The organism is Rhodoplanes roseus (assembly GCF_003258865.1).
In the GTDB taxonomy this organism is placed as follows: domain Bacteria; phylum Pseudomonadota; class Alphaproteobacteria; order Rhizobiales; family Xanthobacteraceae; genus Rhodoplanes; species Rhodoplanes roseus.
Genome location: NZ_NPEX01000045.1, coordinates 1 through 19579, shown reverse-complemented (window position 1 = coordinate 19579; position 19579 = coordinate 1). Strand labels below are relative to the sequence as shown.

The 19579-nt window shown below is 68.9% G+C and carries 23 protein-coding genes; 11 read left to right on the top strand and 12 right to left on the bottom strand.

Annotated elements, in window-relative coordinates:
• The first annotated feature begins 68 nt into the window (after positions 1-68).
• From CH341_RS09225 to CH341_RS33630, 3 genes are all read left to right on the top strand, one after another.
• Positions 69-308 (top strand): DUF1902 domain-containing protein, encoded by a 240-nt coding sequence (locus tag CH341_RS09225; protein ID WP_111418748.1) that lies wholly within the window; start codon positions 69-71, stop codon positions 306-308.
• A gap of 1 nt (position 309) precedes the next feature.
• On the top strand, positions 310-507 hold the full coding sequence (locus CH341_RS09220; RefSeq protein WP_111418747.1) for a type II toxin-antitoxin system HicA family toxin: 198 nt from the start codon (positions 310-312) through the stop codon (positions 505-507).
• A gap of 226 nt (positions 508-733) precedes the next feature.
• A complete protein-coding gene (locus tag CH341_RS33630; protein ID WP_146604425.1) occupies positions 734-2662 on the top strand; it encodes a hypothetical protein in 1929 nt (642 codons plus the stop codon).
• A 281-nt stretch (positions 2663-2943) separates the two neighbouring features.
• Here CH341_RS33630 and CH341_RS09210 read toward each other — a convergent pair whose 3' ends face one another.
• Positions 2944-3237: a DUF1330 domain-containing protein gene (locus tag CH341_RS09210; RefSeq protein ID WP_111418745.1), complete on the bottom strand. Its 294-nt coding sequence runs from the start codon at positions 3235-3237 to the stop codon at positions 2944-2946.
• A 295-nt stretch (positions 3238-3532) separates the two neighbouring features.
• Between CH341_RS09210 and CH341_RS09205 the strand changes: the two genes are divergently transcribed.
• Positions 3533-4363 carry a lytic murein transglycosylase gene (locus CH341_RS09205; protein WP_111418744.1) on the top strand — a complete coding sequence of 277 codons (831 nt, stop codon included), beginning with the start codon at positions 3533-3535 and terminating at the stop codon, positions 4361-4363.
• A gap of 15 nt (positions 4364-4378) precedes the next feature.
• On the opposite strand, the gene CH341_RS09200 is transcribed toward CH341_RS09205, so the two are convergent.
• The 7 genes from CH341_RS09200 to CH341_RS09170 all read right to left on the bottom strand — a co-directional run bounded on the left by CH341_RS09200 (position 4379) and on the right by CH341_RS09170 (position 9710).
• Entirely contained in the window at positions 4379-4693 is a 315-nt protein-coding gene (locus CH341_RS09200) for a non-heme iron oxygenase ferredoxin subunit (protein ID WP_111418743.1), read from the bottom strand.
• A 14-nt stretch (positions 4694-4707) separates the two neighbouring features.
• Positions 4708-5076 (bottom strand): putative quinol monooxygenase, encoded by a 369-nt coding sequence (locus tag CH341_RS09195; RefSeq protein WP_111418742.1) that lies wholly within the window; start codon positions 5074-5076, stop codon positions 4708-4710.
• A gap of 60 nt (positions 5077-5136) precedes the next feature.
• The gene (locus CH341_RS09190) at positions 5137-5931 is read right to left on the bottom strand and encodes an ABC transporter permease (RefSeq protein WP_111418741.1); all 795 of its coding nucleotides are present in this window, start codon (positions 5929-5931) and stop codon (positions 5137-5139) included.
• Between the two features lie 12 nt (positions 5932-5943).
• On the bottom strand, positions 5944-6771 hold the full coding sequence (locus CH341_RS09185; protein ID WP_111418740.1) for an ABC transporter ATP-binding protein: 828 nt from the start codon (positions 6769-6771) through the stop codon (positions 5944-5946).
• A gap of 10 nt (positions 6772-6781) precedes the next feature.
• Positions 6782-7825, bottom strand: coding sequence for an ABC transporter substrate-binding protein (locus CH341_RS09180; protein WP_111418739.1), 1044 nt, complete (start codon positions 7823-7825; stop codon positions 6782-6784).
• 80 nt (positions 7826-7905) lie between these two features.
• Positions 7906-8442 carry an aromatic-ring-hydroxylating dioxygenase subunit beta gene (locus tag CH341_RS09175; RefSeq protein WP_111418738.1) on the bottom strand — a complete coding sequence of 179 codons (537 nt, stop codon included), beginning with the start codon at positions 8440-8442 and terminating at the stop codon, positions 7906-7908.
• The gene (locus tag CH341_RS09170; protein ID WP_111418737.1) at positions 8439-9710 is read right to left on the bottom strand and encodes an aromatic ring-hydroxylating oxygenase subunit alpha; all 1272 of its coding nucleotides are present in this window, start codon (positions 9708-9710) and stop codon (positions 8439-8441) included. Before CH341_RS09170 ends, CH341_RS09175 begins: the two co-directional genes overlap by 4 nt.
• A gap of 193 nt (positions 9711-9903) precedes the next feature.
• Here CH341_RS09170 and CH341_RS09165 point away from each other — a divergent pair, with 193 nt between their 5' ends.
• The 6 genes from CH341_RS09165 to CH341_RS09140 all read left to right on the top strand — a co-directional run bounded on the left by CH341_RS09165 (position 9904) and on the right by CH341_RS09140 (position 14476).
• The gene (locus CH341_RS09165) at positions 9904-10503 is read left to right on the top strand and encodes a Uma2 family endonuclease (protein WP_210208223.1); all 600 of its coding nucleotides are present in this window, start codon (positions 9904-9906) and stop codon (positions 10501-10503) included.
• A 152-nt stretch (positions 10504-10655) separates the two neighbouring features.
• A complete protein-coding gene (locus CH341_RS09160) occupies positions 10656-12194 on the top strand; it encodes a sensor histidine kinase (protein WP_111418736.1) in 1539 nt (512 codons plus the stop codon).
• Positions 12195-12201: 7 nt separating this feature from the next.
• Entirely contained in the window at positions 12202-12615 is a 414-nt protein-coding gene (locus CH341_RS09155) for a response regulator (protein WP_111418760.1), read from the top strand.
• A 3-nt stretch (positions 12616-12618) separates the two neighbouring features.
• Entirely contained in the window at positions 12619-13653 is a 1035-nt protein-coding gene (locus tag CH341_RS09150; protein ID WP_111418735.1) for a histidine kinase dimerization/phosphoacceptor domain -containing protein, read from the top strand.
• A 213-nt stretch (positions 13654-13866) separates the two neighbouring features.
• Positions 13867-14112, top strand: coding sequence for a hypothetical protein (locus CH341_RS09145; protein ID WP_111418734.1), 246 nt, complete (start codon positions 13867-13869; stop codon positions 14110-14112).
• A gap of 79 nt (positions 14113-14191) precedes the next feature.
• Positions 14192-14476, top strand: coding sequence for an HlyU family transcriptional regulator (locus CH341_RS09140; RefSeq protein ID WP_111418733.1), 285 nt, complete (start codon positions 14192-14194; stop codon positions 14474-14476).
• 244 nt (positions 14477-14720) lie between these two features.
• On the opposite strand, the gene CH341_RS09135 is transcribed toward CH341_RS09140, so the two are convergent.
• A complete protein-coding gene (locus CH341_RS09135) occupies positions 14721-15239 on the bottom strand; it encodes a Spy/CpxP family protein refolding chaperone (RefSeq protein WP_111418732.1) in 519 nt (172 codons plus the stop codon).
• Between the two features lie 419 nt (positions 15240-15658).
• Here CH341_RS09135 and CH341_RS09130 point away from each other — a divergent pair, with 419 nt between their 5' ends.
• Positions 15659-16399: a hypothetical protein gene (locus tag CH341_RS09130; RefSeq protein ID WP_111418731.1), complete on the top strand. Its 741-nt coding sequence runs from the start codon at positions 15659-15661 to the stop codon at positions 16397-16399.
• A gap of 3 nt (positions 16400-16402) precedes the next feature.
• Here the strand turns inward: CH341_RS09130 and CH341_RS09125 are convergent, their stop codons facing one another.
• The 3 genes from CH341_RS09125 to CH341_RS09115 form a co-directional block, all read right to left on the bottom strand.
• A complete protein-coding gene (locus CH341_RS09125) occupies positions 16403-17110 on the bottom strand; it encodes an HAD hydrolase-like protein (protein WP_170149550.1) in 708 nt (235 codons plus the stop codon).
• Between the two features lie 37 nt (positions 17111-17147).
• A complete protein-coding gene (locus CH341_RS09120; protein WP_281022271.1) occupies positions 17148-17906 on the bottom strand; it encodes an orotate phosphoribosyltransferase in 759 nt (252 codons plus the stop codon).
• Between the two features lie 255 nt (positions 17907-18161).
• Positions 18162-19445: a hydantoinase/carbamoylase family amidase gene (locus CH341_RS09115; protein ID WP_111418729.1), complete on the bottom strand. Its 1284-nt coding sequence runs from the start codon at positions 19443-19445 to the stop codon at positions 18162-18164.
• Between the last annotated feature and the right edge of the window lie 134 nt (positions 19446-19579).

Sequence of the window (19579 nt, the reverse complement as noted above, 5' to 3'; positions counted from 1 at the left end):
TGATGGACGCGGTGGGCACGCTTCGCTTTGCCCATCCGACGAGAGAGATCGACCAGAGGGGATTCGACATGTCGAAGCCCGTGATCTTCACCATCTCGGCCGTGTGGGATGCGGACGCCTCAGTGTGGAGCGGCCACTGCGACGAGATCCCGGCCGCCGCCGATGCGCCGACGCTCGACGCGCTGATGGCGAAGGTCTCCGCCATGGCGCTCGACCTCCTGCCGGACAACCATCCCGACGTCGATCCCGCCTCGGTGTTAGTCCAGATCACGGCGCTGCGCGAAGCCGAGTCGCTCGCTGCAGCCTGACATGGCTCCGCAGTTCGACCGGGCCTTGCGCGAGTTGCTGAAGGCGGCGGGGTGCACACTCGTTCGCCAGGGGCGCGGCAGCCATGAGGTCTGGCACAGCCCGATCACCCAGCGAAATTTCGCCGTCCCGATCGGCATCCCGAGCCGCCACACCGCCAACGCGATCCTGCGTCAGGCGGGGCTGCCGAAGGCTTTTTGACAGCGCAGCATTCTCAAGATCGTGGAGCGGCGCGCGACGCGCGCGACGTAGCCGGGAGCGACGAGCCAGGCCGCGACGAACGATCCCGGATGTCGCTTAGCTCCTCCGGGCTACGGGCTCCATCCGGGCTGCGGTCCGCGTATCCCCGACAAACGCATCCCCCGCAGTGGTCGCAGCCGAGGATCGCGGGTAGGATCGTGCCGCACAACCTTTTGCTGCGGCAGCCATGGCGGATTCTGAAAAGCCTTTTACTGAAGACGTGAAGCCGACCGAGGCGGTGCGGGCCGGCAAGGCCGCGCCCCGGCGTCCTGCTGCACAAGCCGGTAAGATGAAGGCCGGCCAGCGGCTCGGGCCGCGTTCCGTCGCTGTGCCCGACCCGGCAGATGCCGCGAAATTCGACGCGTGGCTGGCGACGAAGGACCGGAGCTGGTCAGTTGTCATCGCCACCCGTGCGGCATTGCGGGTGCTGCCGCTGACAATCTCTTCATCCCGCCGCGGTCGTGCCTTTAAGCTTTTGGCAGTCCTTCGGGCGACAGCGATTGCACGGTTTGCCGCGATATATCCGGACCGCAAACTCGCTGAGATAGGTACCGTCCTCATGGCCGCGGCCGACGCTGCCGACGCCTGGGTTCCCGCCAGCACGTCTACCGATCCCGGTGCCGCTGCCTTCGCGGCCGCTCGCGCCGCTGTTTACGCGGGTCTTGAATCCGCAAAGGATAGGGCTGTCGCCGCGTCGGCTGCCTCGCGCCACGCCGCTCGTGCTTCGGCTGTCAAGGCACACGCTGTCTCCGACGCTGCTTCTGCGGCCACCGCCTCCTACGTCGCCCGCACCACCATGATTTCTGCTGTTATTGACGATGCCCGCCGGTTGAGCGAAGGCGCGTCACCGGCGGAACTCGCCTGCGCACGGCTTTGGTATGGCGAAGTGCAAAACCGGCCAGCATGGGCGAAAGATGACCTATTTGCGGGACGGTTGCTGGCCATGGGCGGGTCCTGGGCGGTCTGGCTCGACTGGTATGCCGAGATCTATACCGGTGTGAAACACGATGAGGCCTGGGACGCCTGCTTCGTCGATCTCGACCCCGACGACCCGCTGCCCTGGGACGACGGCCCCAAGGCCGTGAACGAGCGCATCGCGGCGCGGCTGGCGAAGCTGAAGGAGCGGCAACAGGAAGGTCCGGAGCCCGAGACGGAGCAGAAGGCGAACGATCTCCCACCAGGCATTCCAAGGATCCGTCCCGCTGCGATCGAACCAGTCTGGCGAGGCGAGAAGCTTCTAATTGCTCCTGAGCCCCTGCCGGCCGACCTCGATCCTGCGTCCCTTGCCGGTGCGCTTGCCGCCCTGAAAGACGAGCTCGCGGACCTCGCGGACCTCGTTGCGGACTATCCGCAACTCGATCAGCGACCGCCCGCTTATCTGCGCCAGATTGCCGGCCGGATTCCGGCTTCGGCGCCGACCCAGGCCGAGCTGTTTCGTCTGGGGCACGCCAAGGAGGTGCTGGACCATTTCCGCTGCATCGTCGACACGGAATGGCCCGACCTGCTCGCCGTGCGTTACCATGCGCTGCTTCTGCAGTTCGATCGCACGGCGCGTCAGTTCCCCAAGTGGCGCGCCTTCATCCAGAACGCAGCGCGCGCGAGTCTCACCTCCGATCAGATCGAGGAGGTGCCGCTGCTGGTGGAGCCGATCGCCGCGGCGCTGGAGAGCGCGGAGGGGCAGTCAGTCGTCGATCCGGCGATCCCTCGGGCGCTCAGGGCTCTCGCCCGGCCGATCGGCTTGACCGAGCAAGAGGCCGAGGCGCTCGATGACGCCATGGATGCGCTCGCATTCGATGTCCTCGAAAGCATCAACAACATCCTCAAGAGTCTTGTCGAGCCGCTTCTCGGTGCTGCCGTCGGCACCGGCGCTGCCGTGAAACGCTATGCGAAGGGTTTCTTGACGGAGGCCGACAAGAGCGTCGAGAAGCAGTTCAAGCAGTGGGGCAAGGATGTCGGGCCGGCGCTCGACCACCTGTTGAAGAAATTGAAGAAAGTGACGGTCTACGGCGGCGGTACGGCGACCGGCAGCGGGTTCCTTCTCCCCCGTCTTTATCAGGTCTTCCCGGAGCAGTTCGGCTGGGCCGAGCCGGTTCTGAAATTTCTCGGGCTGATTTGATGGCTGCCCCGCCTTTCGTCCGTTGATCGGCCATCTGTGGGTTATGGAGCCTGGGCTCGGCGCTTCGCGCCGCTCCGGGATGACGGGTGGGATTCTGTAAGCCCTCGCGTCAGCGGAGCACGACCCGCCGAGAGGCTTCGGTCCTTGGGTCAGCGCCTGTGCGGCTCGTCCCGGCCGTCCACGCTCATGCTGTCCGTGAGGCACAAACGACGTGCATGGCCGCGACGAGCGCGGCCATGCCGGGCCTGGGCAGGGGACGTCCGCCAGGAGACCGCCGTCCCTCACTCCACCGCTTCGACCAGGCGGATGTCGCGCACGGCGCCGTCGGCCAGGACGGCGAGGGCCGCCTGATAGCCGGGGCTGTCGTGGCAGGCGACGGCGTCGGCGAGGCTGGGGAACTCGGCGACGACAACGCGCTCCGCGAGGCCGGCCTCGTAGGCGACGGCGGCCGGGCCGCGGCACAGATAGCGGCAGCCGAACTGCGCCATCACCGGGCCGGCCAGCGCCGCATAGGCGGCGACCTTGGCCGGATCCTCGATCGAGCGATAGGTGGCGACCCAATAGGCCTTCCGCATGGTGGCTCCGTCCGGATGGGCGACGCGGCGTCGCCGGGTCCGGCACCTTAGGGCCTGCGCCCGTCGTCGGGCAGCGGCGCGGCCGCGGATCTGTCGCGATCGGAGCGCAAGGGCCACGGTCCGGTCCAGCGTGGCGCCGGCTCGCTCCGCCCGGTGGGTCGCCTGTGCCCGGCATGCCGCCCGGACCCGGACGCGAGCGGCATCACGGGGGTTCGGCACGATTCAGCCGCCTTTTCCCCGCCTTACCGGCGTGCCATGACTTCACCCGATGAATGGTCGCGACACGGGGATCGGAATGGCTTTGGGAACCTGTTCGGCGCGCCGCGCGGCGCTCGCCTGCCTGCTCGCTCTTCTCGCGCCGTTCGCGGCAGCGCCCGCCCGCGCCGCGCAGTGCGGCGGCGACTTCGACACGTTCCTGGCCGCCATGGGGCGCGAGGCGCAGGCCGCCGGCGTGTCGCGCGCCGTGGTCGACCAGGCCTTCGCCGGGGTGAGCTCGGATCCCGCCGTGCTGAACTTCGACCGCCGCCAGCGCTACACCTTCAAGAAGACCTTCGAGGAATACGCCGCGACCCGCGTGGTGCCGGCCCGGGTCAAGCGCGCCCGGACGCTGATGCAGAAGAACGCCGCGCTGCTCGATCGCGTCGAGCGCCAGTTCGGCGTGCCCAAGGAGCTCTTGATGGCGATTTGGACGCTGGAGAGCGACAACGGCACCGGCGACATGGGCAAGCTGCCGGTGGTTCGCACCATCGCGACCCTGGCGCACGACTGCCGCCGCACCGAGCTGTTCCAGGGCGAGCTGCTGGCGGCGCTGAAGATCCTGCAGCGCGGCGACCTGCCGCTGCGCGACCTGATCGGCGCCTATGCGGGCGAGATCGGCCAGACCCAGTTCCTGCCGTCCTCCTACATCAAGTACGGCGTCGACTACGACGGTAACGGCCATGTCGACCTGCGCCACAGCGTGCCGGACGTGCTGGCCTCCACGGCCAATCTCCTGAAGGTCAACGGCTGGCAGCGCGGCGCGCCGTTCGGCGAGGGCACGCCGAACTTCGAGGTGATGCGCGAGTGGAACCGCTCGGTGATCTACCGCAAGACCATGCACCTGTTCGCCGAACGCCTGACCGAGTGACGCCGGCCCGGCGCCTCAGTCTTCGGCGATCTCCACCATCAGCGTGTCGCCCTCCAGCCTGATCGGATAGGTCTTCAGCGGTACGCTCGCGGGCTCGCTGCGGACCTCGCCGGTCGGCACGTGGAACAGCGCCTGGTGGATCGGGCATTCGATGCAGTCGCCGTCCAGATAGCCGTCCGACAGCAGCGCGAAAGCGTGGGTGCACACGTCGGACGTCGCGTAGAAGGCGCCGTCGATGCGGTAGAGTGCCAGCATGATGCCGGCCGCCGAGGCGGCCCGCACCGTGCCTTCCGCCACGTCCTCGGCCTTCGCCACCGCATGCCACGCCATCGTCGCGCTCCCCCTCACGCCTGCGGCTGCAGATACTCGACCGGCGTCGAGGAGACCACCTCGGCGTAAATGGGCTTGAAGTTGGCCGGGCCACCGTCGACCAGCAGGGCGAATTTCGGCCGCATCTCGGCGACGATCTTCAGGATCTTCTTGTGCTCCTCGATGCTCTTCCACTCGCCGATCAGGAAGAAGCGCTCGGGGTCGGCGGCGTCGCGGCACAGCACGCCGTCGCGCACCTGGGCGGTCGACTTGTGCATCGGGTTCTCGTCCGAGTAGTCGAACTCCTCGAACAGCTTGATGAACTCGTCGGCCATCTCGGCCTTGACCCGGAAATCGTAGATGTGCAGCACGTTGCCCTTGTCCGCGAGTGCCGTGAGCGCCATGGGGATCCTCCTCGGTATCGATGTGTCGGTGGTCGCGGGTGATCTGATGAGGCGGCGCCGTCACGCCTTGGGGACGACGGCCGCGGGGGCGCGGGCCGTGCCGTGGCGCTGCGATTCGTGCCAGGGGATCAGCGCGCGCTCCAACACTTCCATCAGGTAGTAGAGCGTCGTGCCGATGGCGGCGAGCAGCAGGATGGCGGCGAAGACGCGGTCGGTGCGGAACATGCCCTGGGCGCTGAGGATGACGAAGCCGAGGCCGTTCTGCGCCGCGACGAACTCGCCCACGATGGCGCCGACCAGCGACAGCGACATCGCCACCTTCATGCCGGCGATGATGCTGGGCAGCGCGTTGGGCAGCCGCAGCTTCAGCAGCATCTTCAGCCCGGAGCCGCGCATCGAGCGGCCGAGATCGATCATGTCGGGGGTGAGCGAGCGCAGCCCCAGCACGGCGTCGATGACGATCGCGAAGATCGAGATCATCACGCCCATGGCGATCTTGGACGCGTTGCCGGTGCCGAGCCAGATCACGAACAGCGGCGCCAGCGCCACCTTGGGCACGTTGTTGAGCGCCACCAGCACGGTGTAGAGCGTCTTCTCCAGGAAGCGGGACGAGACGATGGCGATCGCCATGCCGACGCCGAACACCACCGACAGCACGAAGGCGGCCAGCGTGTTGGAGAGCGTGTGCATCGACTGCACCAGATAGAAGTCGGGGTTCGACGCGATCTCGTCGAACACCACCCGCACGCTCGGCACCAGGATCTCGGGCACCCGGAAGACCACCACCACGGCCTCCCACAGCGCCAGCAGGGCCGCGAGGGTCCACAGCTCGGTCGGAAGGCGGAAGGCGCGCATGATGCTCCGGGCTCAGCGTTTGCGGAACGCGCCGTGGCGCTCCAGCACGTCGCGCAGATGGCGGCTGTAGTGGCCGAAGGCCGGCTCCTCGCGGATGTCGAGCCCGCGCGGCCGCGGAAAGTCGATGTCGAGCACCTCGACGATGCGGCCCGGCTTGTCCGAGATCACGACGACGCGGTCGGAGAGGAACACGGCCTCCGGGATGCTGTGGGTGACGAACAGCGTCGTCTTGCGCGACCGGTGCCACAGCGTCTGCAGCTCGACGTTCAGCTCGTCGCGGGTCAGCGCGTCGAGGGCGCCGAACGGCTCGTCCATCAGCAGCAGCTCGGGATCGTCGATCAGGGCGCGGCAGATCGCGGCGCGCTGGCGCATGCCGCCGGAGAGTTCCCACGGCCGCTTGTTCTCGAAGCCGGCGAGCCCGAAGGTGGCGAGAAGCGCCAGCGCCCGGTCGCGATACTGCTTCGGCCGTCCGCCCCTGAACTCGATCGGCAGCAGCACGTTCTGCAGGATCGTGCGCCAGTTCAGCAGCACGTCGCGCTGGAACACGAAGCCGAGCCCGTCGAGGCCGCGGCCGTGCAGGTGGATGTGGCCGGTGGTGGTGTCCTCGAGCCCGGCCACCATGCGCAGCAGCGTAGTCTTGCCGCAGCCGCTCGGCCCCAGCAGGCTGATGAACTCGCCGCGGCGCACGTCGAGGCTGACCGAGCCGAGCGCCGTCACGGCCCCGTCGCTCGAGGCGTAGGTCTTGCCGACCGCGTCGATCTCGATGGCCAGCGGATCGTCGAACGGCACCACGGCGTGCGCGGCGGCGGCGTTCGCGGCGGAGAGGGCGGCGACGGCCATGCGGGCTCCGCTACTTGCCGGCCACGATGCGGCGGCCATAGTCGGCGTCGACATAGTCGTTGGTGAAGTACTTCTCGGGCGTCGTGCCGGGCGCGATCACCTTGGCGGCCTCCATCACGGTCAGCGCCTTCGCCCACTCCTCCTTGCTCTGCAGGCCCGGGAACACGGTCTTGCCCTGCTCGCCGAAATAGGGGGCCTGTTGCTTGAACTCGGCCTTCAGCCGCTCGGCCGTGGTCGCCGCGTTCGGCCGCTGCTTCATCACCGCTTCGGCTGCCTCGTCGGCATGGCCGGCCAGGATGTATTCCCAGGCGGCCGAGACGACGCTGACGAAGCGCTTGATCGCCGGACCCTTTGTCTTGAGCGCCTCGGTGCCGGCGACGATGCCGAAGGTCGGCAGGTTCATGCCGTAGTCGGCGAACAGGATCGCCTTGGAGGCGCGCTTCTCCTCCACGCGCGGCAGGTCGGCCGGCACCGTGGTGACGAAGGCCTCGGCGACGCCGGTCATGTAGGACGACATCTTGGCCGAGGCCTCGACCCCGACCATGTTCAGGCTGCCCATCGGCACGCCGTTCTGCTTGAAGAACGGCTCCAGGAAGGGCGATTCGAACGACGCCGGCGTGTAGATCATCTTCTTGCCGGCGAAGTCCTTCATCGCCGTGATGTCGTACTTGGCGTCGTAGATGATGCCGAGCGGGCTCTTCTGCAGATATTCCGACACGGCGACCAGGGCGAGCCCCTTCGAGGCGCCGACCGCCATCGACGACAGCGCGCCGTGGCCGAGGTCGAACTTGCCGTTGCCGACCAGCTGCACCATCGTGATCGAGCCGTTGCCGTCCTCCATCTGCAGGTCGATGCCGGCGGCCTTGAACCAGCCCTTCTCCAGGGCGAGGTAGAACGGCAGGTGCATCACATAGGCCGACCATTCGAGCCGCATGGTCAGCGTGTCGGCGGCCCGGGCCGGCGCGGCGCCGCCGACCGTCGTCGCCACGGCGATCGAGGCCAGCCCGAGACGGACGGCCGAGGACCGGAAGCTCTCGGCGATACGGCGCATCATGGACCCGTCTCCGTGTCTGTTCGCTTGCCAAACGTCTCGTGGCGCTCCGGCGGCAGCGGCCGCCGGACCAGCGCCGGATGTCACGGCGGGTAGACCACGCAGGTCGGCACCAGCACCGTGTCGTAGACGCAGTTGCGTTCCTTGAGCAGCAGCCGGTCGCCGTGCATCACGAACGTGTCGCGGTAGCGACCGCACTGGAGCAGCCGGGTGGGCTCGTCCACCAGCGTCTCCAGGATCGCGTAGTTCGCCTGCGCGCTGATGAGGCCGCCGCGATAGTCGCTGACGCGCGCCGGGCTGATCACGTGCAGCACGTAGCGCGGCGCGAACATCTCGGTGTGGGCGATGGCGTAGGCGCGGTCCTTCAGCATGCCCATGCCCTCGCAGGACATCAGCGAGAGCGGCAGGCCGGCATCGGCGTTGTCGCGGGCGATCAGCCGATAGACGCCGTCCTCGGTGAAGAAGCCCGGCCAGGCCTCGATGTCGCCGCGGTCGAGCGTGTCGGCGTAGTCGGCGTTGAACTCCTGCACGGCGAAGCAGAGGTCGCGCCGCAGCGCGGGGTCGAGCGCCGCATGCGCGGGGGCCGGTTGCGCGGCGGCCGGCTGCGCGGCGTTGGTCACAGTCCCATCTCCGCGCGGTAGTGGCGATACATGCTGCGGATCGCCCGATCGGTGATCACCACGTCGGGCCCTTCCTCGTCCTTGCCGAGCGGGGCGACGCCGTGGCGCGGCACCGAGCGCATCACGCCGTCCTGGACGAACTTGATCGCCTCGTTGTCGTCGATGCCGATGAAGCCGCCGGGACCGAAGATGTTGTTCTGGCGCAGCCGGTGCTGCTCCATCTCCGGGCTGTCGTCGGCGAACCCGAAGGTGGTCCAGATCAGCATGAACTGGTTCGGCCCCATCGGCACGATCTGGCGCGCGCCCAGAATGTTGGTCTGGCGCAGCAGGATCAGGTTCGGCCAGATCGTGATGGCGTTGCTGGTCCAAGGCGAGTCCTTCTCGGGGATGAGCTGGATCACCCGCGGATCGGCGAGCTGCATGGCGGCGTGGAAGGAGCGGATCTCCGACTTGCTCGGATCGTTGTCGGGGCGTCCCTGCGGCCGCGCGTTGCACAGGGTCGAATGGCGGCCCTTGGCGTCGGTCATGATCATCGTCTTGTTGCCGGCGACGAACAGGCCGAAGGTCGTCAGATAGGTGTGCAGCAGCGTCGCGTGGTACGGGTCCTTCAGATTCTCCTGATAGAGCTTCCAGTTGCCCTGCAGGGTGTTGCGGTGGACGCCGAGGAGCTTCAGCGTGCGGCCGTCGAACACCGTGTCGAACTGGTCGAGCATCTCGGGGCCGAGATAGTCCTCGAAGCTCTCGATGTCGTCCTGGAACGAGGCGAACACCACGCCGTGGCGCGTCGTGACGTTGAGGCTGCGCAGATTGTGCGCGCCGAGCTCGAAGTCGGCCGGCATGCCGCCCAGCCCCTTGACGCCGCGGCGGAACGGCACCGAGACCAGCGCTCCCGAGAGATCGTAGGTCCACTGGTGATACGGGCAGACGAACTGCTTGGTGCTGCCGCGATAGCTCTTGCAGAACTCGGCGCCGCGATGGGCGCAGCGGTTCTCGAAGGCGCGCACCCGGCCGTCGGCGTCGCGCGCCACGATGATCGGCGTGTCGCCGATATAGGAGCGGATGTAGTCGCCCGGCTGCGGCAGCTCGACGTCGAGCGCGACGTAGTTCCAGGTGTGGCCGCGGAAGATGCGGGCTTGCTCGAGGTCGTAGATGCGGCGGTCGGTATAGATCCAGTCGGGGATCTCGGCCGGATCGGCGGGCCACCGCAGATCCGAGACGTCGTCCGGTGTCGCGCCGTCGTCGGGGTCGAAGCGGGACGTGTTGGTCATCGGCCTTCCGTGCGCACGGCGCCGCGCGGGGGTGAGCGACGTCGGAGCCTCACGAGTGTAGGTGTGTTATTTTTGGGATAAAGCAGAAAAAATGTACAACGCTGCCCTAATCCTGGGCAGGAGGCGGCCGACCGCCGGCCTGCGGCGGCGCGGGCGCATTCTCGCCGCGGCGGCCGCGTGATAACATCGGCGCATGAACCAGCCGTTCCGCACGCCCGACCTTCCGCTCACGACGCAGGCCGCCGAAGGTCTGATGCGGCGACGCTGGAGCGTCGCCGAGATCGAGGCGATGCTGCGGGCCGGCGTCATCCCCGAGAACGAGCGTATCGAGCTGATTGGCGGGGAGGTCGTGCCGATGTCGCCGAAGGGCATCCGTCACGAGGTGGTCAAGGTCAACCTCACACGATATTTCGATCGTCATCTTCCCGAGGAAATCCTGGTCGCGCAGGAGACGACGCTGCGGCTCGACCAGGACACGTTCGTCGAGCCCGACCTGATCTTCTATCGCCGGGCCGACGGTCTCGCCAACTTGTCGCCGGAGACGGCGTTGCTCGTCGTCGAGGTGGCGGACGCCAGCCTGGCTTACGATCTGCACCGCAAGGTCCGTCTCTACGCCGCCTTCGGGGTGCGCGCCGCGATCGTGATCGAGGCCCAGAGCCTGGTCGCCCATCTGCATCGCAGCCCGGGTCCGGAAGGCTATCGCGAGCGGCTGACGATCGGGCCGGACGAGCCGCTGCCGTTCGACATCGCTCCCCCGCTCGGGCTTCGGCTCCGCGATCTTCCGCTGGTGTGAGTCGCGGACGCGCCACGATGGTGTCGAGGTAGCGCTTTGGCATTCCGCGGGAGCGCCCTTGATGGCAGATGCGAAAATGCCGGGCTAATGCCCCTGTGCGGATCCCGACCGAGGCACTATGTTGGCCCGGTCCATCACCCCCGAACCCCCACATGCCGATCTCCAAGCTCGCCCTCATCCGCTCGACCGTGGCCGCTCTGCTGGTCGGCTTCGCCGCGCTGGTCGCGATCGTCGTCACCACGCTGTGGCTGGTGGCGGAGACGCGCACCTATACGGAGCTGTCGGTCGCGGTGCGCCAGCAGCGCGCCGCGCTGGTCGATCTGCGCAGCCTGCTGCAGGACACCGAGACGGGCCAGCGCGGTTTCCTGCTGACCGCAGAGGAGGCCTATCTCGCGCCCTACGAGCAGGCGCGCCGCAAGCTCGCGGACCAGATCGAGCTGGTGCGCTCGCGCCTGTCCGGCGTCCCCGCCTATGCGGCCCAGATCGCACGGCTGACCGAAATCATCTCGGGCAAGATGGTCGAGATGCAGCAGACCATCGAGCTGGTGCGCGACGGACGCCGCGACGAGGCCGTGGCGATCGTGCGCACCGACCGCGGCCGTGCCCTGATGGAGGAGGCGCGGGGCATCTTCGACACGCTCATCACCTCGGCGGAGCGGCGGATCGGCGAGAGCGTGCAACGCCAGCAGAAGACCATCGGCGCGCTCTACTGGGTGGCGATCCTGGGCGCGCTGGTCATCGTCGGCGTGGTCGGCGGCGCCGCCTGGATGACCATCGGCTACACGCGCCAGCTCGTCGCGGCGCAGGAGGAGGTCCGGGCGCTCAATGCCGGCCTGGAGGAGCGGGTCGCCGAGCGCACCGCCGATCTCGGCCGCGCCAACGACGAGATCCAACGCTTCGCCTACATCGTCACCCACGACCTGCGGGCGCCGCTCGTCAACATCATGGGCTTCACCAGCGAGCTGGAGGCGAGCCTCGTCGCGGTCCGCTCCTGGTTCGAGAAGGCGGGCCTGCCGGCCGACGATCCGGCGGCCGAGGACGCCCGCCTCGCCGCCATCGAGGACGCGCCGGAGGCGATCGGCTTCATCCGCTCCTCGACCCGCAAGATGGACGGGCTGATCAACGCCATCCTCAAGCTGTCGCGCGAAGGCCGCCGCACCCTCAAGCCGGAGCGCATCGACCTCGGCGCGCTGCTGGAGACCTCGGCGGAGAGCATCCGGCACCAGGTGGTCGAGGCGGGTGGCGAGGTCACGCTGGCGCCCGGGCTGCCGAACGTGGTGTCGGACCGGCTGGCGCTCGAGCAGGTGTTCGGCAATCTTCTCGACAACGCCGTGAAATACCGCAGTCCCGAACGACCCATCCACATCCGGGTAAGGGCGCGGCCGGAACCCGGGCAGCGGATCGTCGTTGAGGTCGAGGACAACGGGCGGGGGATCGCGTCCCACGATCACGAGCGCGTCTTCGATCTGTTCCGCCGCTCCGGCGCGCAGGACCAGCCCGGCGAGGGCATCGGCCTCGCCCATGTGCGCACCATGGTGCGCAATCTGGGCGGCGACATCACGCTGGAGTCCGAGGTCGGACGCGGCACCACCATGAAGCTGAACCTGCCGCGCGATCTCCGCAAGGTCGCGAAGGGCGCCAGTGCAGCCGTTGGAGCGAACGGACGTGAATCAGAACGCGAAGCCCGTTAAGATCGTGATGATCGAGGACGACGAGGGGCATGCGCGCCTCATCGAGAAGAACATTCGCCGCGCCGGCGTCAGCAACGAGATCGTCCCGTTCGCCAACGGCACCGAGGCGCTCGACTATCTGCTCGGGCCGGACGGCTCCGGGGTGGTCAGCGCCGGGCGCCAGCTCCTCATCCTGCTCGACCTCAACCTGCCGGACATGACCGGCATCGACATTCTCGAGCGGCTCAAGTCCAACCAGCACACGCGGCGCTCGCCCGTCGTCGTCCTCACCACCACGGACGACGCCCGCGAGATCCAGCGCTGCTACGATCTCGGCGCCAATGTCTACATCACCAAGCCGGTGAACTACGACGGCTTCGCCAACGCGATCCGGCAGCTCGGCCTGTTCTTCGCGGTGATGCAGGTTCCGGAAGCCACCTGATCCATGCCGAGCACGCCCGTCACGGTTCTTCATGTCGACGACGATACGGGACTGGCGCGGCTCGTCCAGAGGGCCCTCGGCCGCCGCGGCTATGCGGTCGAGCGGGTGAGCACGGCCGAGGAGGGGCTGGCGCGCCTCGCCCACGGCGGCGTCGACGTGATCGTGCTCGACCACTTCTTGCCGACCGGCACGGGCCTCGACATGCTGGCCGTCCTGCAGGAAACGCCGTCGCCGCCGCCGGTCGTCTACGTCACCGCCTCGGGCGAAGCGGCCGTCGCGGTCGCGGCGCTCAAGGCCGGGGCCGCCGACTACGTCTCCAAGAGCGTCGGCGAGGAGTTCCTGGCGCTGCTCGAAAGCGCCATCGACCAGTCGCTCGAGAAGGCGCGGCTCGCCGCGGCGCGCGACCGGGCTGAGCGCGAGATGCGCGAGGCGAAGGAGCGCGCCGAGGTGCTGCTGCACGAGGTCAACCACCGCGTCGCCAACAGCCTCGCGCTGGTCGCCGCCCTGGTCCACATGCAGTCCAAGGGCGTCGCCGATCCGTCCGCCCAGGAGGCGCTGCGCGAGATGCAGGCCCGCATCATGGCGATCGCCGGCGTGCATCGGCGCCTCTACAACTCCGACGACGTGCGCTCGGTGGAGATCTCGGAATATCTCGGCAGCCTGCTCGGCGACCTCGAAGCGACCATGAAGGCGTCCGGCCACGCCGCCACCGTGAAGCTCGCCGCCCGTCCGGTGCGGGTGCCGACCGACAAGGCCGTGTCGATCGGCGTGGTGGTCACCGAGCTCGTCACCAACGCCTTCAAGTACGCCTATCCGACGACCGGGGGCGGCGAGATCCGGGTGCGCTTCGACGAGGTCGCCGACGGCAAGGTGGCGCTGAGCGTCGAGGACGACGGCATCGGCTGGCGCGGCGACGGCCCGGCCAAGGGCACCGGCATGGGCAGCCGCATCGTCGCCGCCATGGCGCGGGGCCTCGGCTCCGAGGTCGCCTATCCGGGCCGGGCCGGCTGCTGCGTGAGCCTCGAATTCGAGGTGTGAGCCGGCCGGCGGCGCGCCCGCTCCGGTCGCCCGTGCTGCGCTGCGATACACAAATCCTGGGGCGTCGACGGCCCATATGGTCGATTGCCGTTGAGACGCCTGTAAGGTCCGTGTAAGTTTCAGGCCAGGGCGACGCCCGGGTCGCCCCGGCGCCATCCCGTCGCCGTTCCGTGTCACGGAACGTTCGCCACCGTTCGTCTCCCGGAGGTCGTCATGAAGGCGCTCGTCCTCTACGTGCTGTTCGTCGTTCTCGGTGCCGGTGTCGCGGCCGGGATCAGCTACTACATCGAGAACTCCGTCTCCGAGGCGGCCGGCCTGATCACCTTCCTGGCGCTGTTCTTCGCCAACTTCGCCGTGTCCTGGATCCTGGTGATCCTGGCGATGGACGGCTCGCTGCGCAACGCGACCGGCCGGGCCGAGCAGCTGGCCATCGAGGCGTCGGGCCGCCGCGCCCACTGATCGGGTCGGACGTGGTTTGCGGCGGCCCGGTTCGGGGCTACAGTGGCCGCGACTGAAGACCACCTTCCACGAGTCCGCGATGTCGTTTCTGAAATCCCTGTTCGGGGGCCGCGCGTCGGCCCCCGCCCCGGCGCCCGAGAGCGAGCCGGTCGAGTACAAGGGCTATGTGATCCGGGCGGCCCCGTTCCAGAACGGCGGCCAGTACCAGACCGCCGGAACGATCGAGCGGGAGGTCGAGGGCGTCCGCAAGGAGCACCGCTTCATCCGGGCCGACAGCCACGCCTCGCGCGACGACGCCGTGAGCTTCACGCTCTCCAAGGCCCGCCAGATCGTCGACCTCCAGGGCGACCGGATGTTCGACTGACCGGCCTCGTCGTTGTGGTCGCCGTCGTCGCCCGTGCCTCTCGCCGTCACCCCGAGGTGCCCGGCGCAACCGGGCGTCGAAGGGCGACGGCCCGCGACTCCGCACCCCGCGTGACTCCGTGGCCCGCATCCGTCGAGGCTCGCTCCGCTCGCACCTCGGGATGACGGATCGAGGTCGACAGCCGCAACTTGGCGGTCTCACCAGAACCAGCCGCTTCGCCGCGGGTCGCGCCCGCCCGTCCGACTCACCAGAACCAGCCGCTCCGGCGCGGGCCGATGTCGTCGATGCGGGCCTTTTGGCTGGCGTCGAGCGAGGCGTAGAAGGCGTCCAGGGCCGGGCGCATGACGCGCACCGCCTGGATGGCGGTGTCGAGCCGCTTCTCCATCATCTCGAGCTGAGCCGGCGCGGTCTGCAGGCGAGGGGCCAGCCGCGGGCAGGCGGTGGCGAACAGCTCCGCCGCCTTGACCGACGCCGCCTTGAGATCGTCGAGCGGCTTCAGCTGCGCCTCGGTCGGCTTGACGACCCGCTCGATCCAGGTCACGCGCCATTGGGTCAGCCCGACCGAGCGCGGATCGCACAGGCGGCGCATGCCGCCGGTGCCGAGCGTGCCGGGCCCGGTCATCACCCCGGGCAGGAGCACCATGCCGCGCGCGCCGCGGACCGGCTCCGGATAGGTGGCGGACTGCGCGAGGGCGGGTGTCGCGGCCAACAGGCTCAGCACGGCGATGCCGACGGCCGCGCCGACGAAACGCTTCGTCGTCATGACACACCTCCTGACTACACTGGCAGTGTCGCTCCGATCCGCCGCAGATTGTTGACCTGCGTCAATGGATCGAATCCCCGGCGTGCTCCTGATCACGATACCGCCCCTGTCGGAGCGCCCGGCACAGAGCTGATATGTCGCCCAGGGCGGACCTTTTGGGCCGGTTCGTGCGTTGAGTGCCGCGGGAACTGATGCATCTGCCGGGGATCTCCCGGTGCCGTTCGATGCCAGAGCACGACAAGAGCGAGATTTCGGTCACTGCGGCCGCGACTGCGGGCCTCGACGACTGCGGGCCTCGACGACGCGATCACACGCGACCGCGAAGCCGAGGGGACACCTCGAACGACGACACCGCGCCCGGCCACGGGCGGGTCACGGAACGCCTCACGGCTTCGGCCGCGTGACATGCAGGTAGGGTGATGCGGGAACAGCAGTATCTGGACGACCTCTCGGTTCGTGCGGCGGTCGCCGCGTGGACGACCGGGGAGGGGGCTTTCGCCTCCGACATCGGGTCCGACGTCGCGTTGACGGTGTCGCTGCTGGATCGCTGGCTGTCCTATTGGGATCTCGCCGACCGGCTCCGCCGTCCGCAACGGGCCCAGTTCCTGGCATTCCTGGAGCAGACGGCGCGGCCGGCCTTCCGGGCCGCCACGGAGCCGTCCCCCGAGGTCTTCGGCCTGCTCGACGACATCAACTATCAGGCCGTCCGGGACGGCCTCACCACCTCGTCGCTGATGATCATGCTGTCGCGCTTCGCCTGCTCGTGCCGGCCCGCCGTCTACGCACCGGCCAGCCAGCACAGCCGCCGCGGCATGCAGATCATCGGCCGCAAGCTCGCCGACATGAGCTACCGCACCTACATGCTGGCCTTCATGAAGGAGCGCGAGCGCTTCGCCGACCGGGTGGCGACGATCGTGCTGGCCGACGACCCGACCGGGGCCGCCGCGGCCGCCGTTCCGCTCGACGTGCTGGTGATGCGGGCCCTCGACCGCCGCTTGATGCTGGCCGGCGGCTTCGCGCCGGAGCGTCTGGAGGCGCTGGTGGCCAGGGCGGCCAAGCCGGCCGGCAAGTCGGACGCGCCCCGGGCCAAGGCCTCGCGCCCGTCCGCGTCGCCGACGCGCGCCGGTCGCAATCTGCTCCCCGACCAGACGGCGGGCTGAGCCTCACGCCTCGGACGTCGCCGCCGGCGTGCGCGCGTCGATCACCTCGCACACGAGCCCGACCAGATCGGCCGGGCGCTCGCACAGGGCGAGCGCCTGCGCCGCGATCAGCTCGTCGCGACTGCCGAAGCCCCAGGTGACGCCGATGCAGTCGAGCCCGTTGGCGCGGGCGCCGTTCACGTCGTGCTCGCGGTCGCCCACCATGATGCAGGTCTCGGGATCGATGTCCTCGGTGCCCAGGCACATGGCGATGATGTCGCCCTTCTGGTCGATGCGGCCGTCGAGCGTCGAGCCGTAGACGCGCTCGAAGCGCGGCGCGAGGCCGAAGCGCTGCACGATCTTCTCGGCGAAGCTGACCAGCTTCGAGGTGGCGACGAACAGACGGAAGCCGTCGGCGGCCAGCGCCGCGATCGCCTCGGCCATGCCCGTATAGAGCCGGTTGTCGTAGAGCGCGCCGGCGGCGTAGTGGGTGCGGTAGTGCTGCAGCGCCTGCGCGGTCTTCTCGGGATCGTCGAGCAGCAGCATGAAGCTTTCGCGCAGCGGCGGGCCGATGATCCAGGCGAGCGGCTGGTCGTCGGGCCAGGGCCGGCCGACCTGCTCGAGCGCATGGCGGAACGAGGCGTAGACGCCTCCGGCCGGATCGCTGATGGTCCCGTCGAGGTCCATCAGCACGGTGCCGCGAGAGGGCGTCGCGGTGGCGGGCGCGGTCACGCGCGCCCGCCCTTGCGGGGCAGGGCCATCGGGGGCATCAGGCGGCGGCGCTGGCGCCGGCCTTCGGGCCGCCCGCGCCGGTGCCGACATTCTCGGGATCGCTGTCGAAGTTGGAGATGCCGCCGTGCGCCGCCGACCATTCGGACGGCGAGTCGAGGAAGGCCTTCACCTCCTTCAGCACCGCCGGATCGAAGTGGCCGCTCGCCGTCGCGACGTCGAGCACGTCACGCCAGGTCGAGAGATGGTGGAGCTGAACCCCGAGGTCGCGCATGTTGCCCGACACCATCGGGAAGATGTCGTAATAGAACAGCACGAAGCAGTGATCGACCTGCGCGCCGGCCTTGCGCAGCGCGTTGCAGAAGTTGACCTTGCTGCGCCCGTCGGTGGCCAGATCCTCCACCAGCAGCGTGCGCGAGCCGGCCACCACCTCGCCCTCGATCTGGGCGTTGCGGCCGAAGCCCTTCGCCTTCTTGCGGATGTACTGCATCGGCAGCATCAGCTTGTCGGCGATCCAGGCGGCGAACGGGATGCCGGCGGTCTCGCCGCCCGCGACGTTGTCGATCGACTCGTAGCCGATCTCGGTCAGGATCGTCGATGCGGCGAAGTCCATCAGCGCCGAGCGCAGCCGCGGATACGAGATGATCTTGCGGCAATCGACATAGACGGGGCTGGCCCAGCCCGACGTGAACACGAAGGGCTGCGTCGCATTGAACTGGATCGCCTTGATCTCCAGCAGCATCCGGGCGGTCTGCTGGGCGATCACGCGTTTTTCGGTCGGGGGGGAAAACGTGCTCACGGGGTCCTCCGTCTCTGGCACCGTCATGAGCCGCGCGCGAAAACCGCCGGCCAGCCTTGAGCTGCCGGCGTCGAGTCCAGTCTCGAGCATGAGCGCGACTCGGCTCTTATCGCCCCATGCGTTCGGCCAGTCAACCGACTCAGGCCTCTCGGGAATTCCGCTTTCCCCAGATTCTCCAGGCGGAACCGGGCCGTTCCGTGACGCCGCAGAGCGGCTCCGCGGAGTGGTCCGCAACCATCGGTCGGCCGGGTCTCGTCACGGCCCTTCCACCGCGAAGGCGTGCATCAGCGCGACGCCCTGCATGAAATCGTCGAGGTCCATCGCCTCGGCCGGATTGTGCGAGCCGTTGGCGTTGCGCACGAAGATCATGGCCGAGGGGATGCCGGCGTTCGAGAACACGGCGGCGTCGTGGCCGGCGCCGGAGGCGAGCGTCTCGGTCGGCAGGCCGAGGCGCTCCGACACCGCGACGAGCTTGCGCACGATGCTCTCGTCCATGCGGGCCGGCTCGGCGTAGACCCGGTCGTCGAACTCGAACTTCACGTGGCGCAGGTCGGAGACGGCGCGGCACTCCGAGCGGAACAGCTCGTAGAAGGCCTCCAGCGTCTCGAAGCTCTGGCTGCGCACCTCGAACGAGAACGCCACCTCGCCCGGGATGCGGCTGAGCGCGTGCTGATCCGGATCGGTGCCGATCACGCCGGTGGTGACGACGAGGTCGAGGCCGCGCTCCAGGAGCCGCATCCAGTGCTCGTCGAGCCGCATCAAGAGATCGGCGACGGCGAACACGGCGTCGCGCCGCAGCCAGCGCGGCACCGTGCCGGAGTGGCCGGCCTCGCCGCGGCACATGATCGAGCGGTGACGCAGATTGCCGCGGATGCCGGTGACCACCGCGGTCGGGAATTTCCGGGCGATCATCACCGGGCCTTGCTCGATGTGCAGCTCGACATAGGCCTTGACGGTCGACGCGTCGATCATGCGTCGGCCGGCCGCCGCGGCGTCGACGTCGATGCCGGCGGCCGACAGCGTCTCGCGCAGCGTGCGGCCGGTGCCGCGCCGCTTGGCCGCCATGTCCTTCGGATCGAGCGTGCCGAACAGCAGCCGCGAGCCGATATTGGCGCGGCCGTAGAAGGCGCTCTCCTCGCCGCGCAGCACCATGGCGCGCACCGGCACGGCGGTGCGGGTGCCTTCGCCGGCGAGGCGGATCAGCGTCAGCAGCGCCGCGACCACGCCGGCGCCGCCGTCGAAATTGCCGCCCTGCGGCACCGAGTCGGCATGCGAGGCGAGCAGCAGCGCCGGCTTGGTGCCGTCGTCGCCGGGCAGCGACACGATCATGTTCTGGGCGGCGTCGAGCCGCACCTTCAGCCCGTGCCGCTCGGCGACCTCGCGAAAGATCGCCATCGCGGCGTTCTCGCCCTCCTCGTAGCACTCGCGCGTGATGCCGGTGCCGTCGAAGGTCTTGTCGTGCAGCGCATCGAACAGCTCGGCGGCGAGCTCGCGCAGGCGGAGGGGCTCTGGCAGTCGGACCACGGCGGCGTCACTCATGGCACGGTCTCGTTGGAGAATGCTCGGACGGCATGGACGTGAGCTCTCGCTTCGACCCGGTCCCGTCATCCTGAGCCGCCCGGCGGAGCCGGGCCTCGAAGGATGAACGGCCGAGGCAGCCGGGCCGTCGCCCT

Excerpts from the sequence above, each read along its gene's own strand:
- CH341_RS09225 (WP_111418748.1), top strand. The coding sequence starts at position 69 with ATGTCGAAGCCCGTGATCTTCACCATCTCGGCCGTGTGGGATGCGGAC.
- CH341_RS09220 (WP_111418747.1), top strand. The coding sequence starts at position 310 with ATGGCTCCGCAGTTCGACCGGGCCTTGCGCGAGTTGCTGAAGGCGGCG.
- CH341_RS33630 (WP_146604425.1), top strand. The coding sequence starts at position 734 with ATGGCGGATTCTGAAAAGCCTTTTACTGAAGACGTGAAGCCGACCGAG.
- CH341_RS09210 (WP_111418745.1), bottom strand. The coding sequence starts at position 3,237 with ATGCGGAAGGCCTATTGGGTCGCCACCTATCGCTCGATCGAGGATCCG.
- CH341_RS09205 (WP_111418744.1), top strand. The coding sequence starts at position 3,533 with ATGGCTTTGGGAACCTGTTCGGCGCGCCGCGCGGCGCTCGCCTGCCTG.
- CH341_RS09200 (WP_111418743.1), bottom strand. The coding sequence starts at position 4,693 with ATGGCGTGGCATGCGGTGGCGAAGGCCGAGGACGTGGCGGAAGGCACG.
- CH341_RS09195 (WP_111418742.1), bottom strand. The coding sequence starts at position 5,076 with ATGGCGCTCACGGCACTCGCGGACAAGGGCAACGTGCTGCACATCTAC.
- CH341_RS09190 (WP_111418741.1), bottom strand. The coding sequence starts at position 5,931 with ATGCGCGCCTTCCGCCTTCCGACCGAGCTGTGGACCCTCGCGGCCCTG.
- CH341_RS09185 (WP_111418740.1), bottom strand. The coding sequence starts at position 6,771 with ATGGCCGTCGCCGCCCTCTCCGCCGCGAACGCCGCCGCCGCGCACGCC.
- CH341_RS09180 (WP_111418739.1), bottom strand. The coding sequence starts at position 7,825 with ATGATGCGCCGTATCGCCGAGAGCTTCCGGTCCTCGGCCGTCCGTCTC.
- CH341_RS09170 (WP_111418737.1), bottom strand. The coding sequence starts at position 9,710 with ATGACCAACACGTCCCGCTTCGACCCCGACGACGGCGCGACACCGGAC.
- CH341_RS09165 (WP_210208223.1), top strand. The coding sequence starts at position 9,904 with ATGAACCAGCCGTTCCGCACGCCCGACCTTCCGCTCACGACGCAGGCC.
- CH341_RS09160 (WP_111418736.1), top strand. The coding sequence starts at position 10,656 with ATGCCGATCTCCAAGCTCGCCCTCATCCGCTCGACCGTGGCCGCTCTG.
- CH341_RS09155 (WP_111418760.1), top strand. The coding sequence starts at position 12,202 with ATGATCGAGGACGACGAGGGGCATGCGCGCCTCATCGAGAAGAACATT.
- CH341_RS09150 (WP_111418735.1), top strand. The coding sequence starts at position 12,619 with ATGCCGAGCACGCCCGTCACGGTTCTTCATGTCGACGACGATACGGGA.
- CH341_RS09145 (WP_111418734.1), top strand. The coding sequence starts at position 13,867 with ATGAAGGCGCTCGTCCTCTACGTGCTGTTCGTCGTTCTCGGTGCCGGT.
- CH341_RS09140 (WP_111418733.1), top strand. The coding sequence starts at position 14,192 with ATGTCGTTTCTGAAATCCCTGTTCGGGGGCCGCGCGTCGGCCCCCGCC.
- CH341_RS09135 (WP_111418732.1), bottom strand. The coding sequence starts at position 15,239 with ATGACGACGAAGCGTTTCGTCGGCGCGGCCGTCGGCATCGCCGTGCTG.
- CH341_RS09130 (WP_111418731.1), top strand. The coding sequence starts at position 15,659 with ATGCGGGAACAGCAGTATCTGGACGACCTCTCGGTTCGTGCGGCGGTC.
- CH341_RS09115 (WP_111418729.1), bottom strand. The coding sequence starts at position 19,445 with ATGAGTGACGCCGCCGTGGTCCGACTGCCAGAGCCCCTCCGCCTGCGC.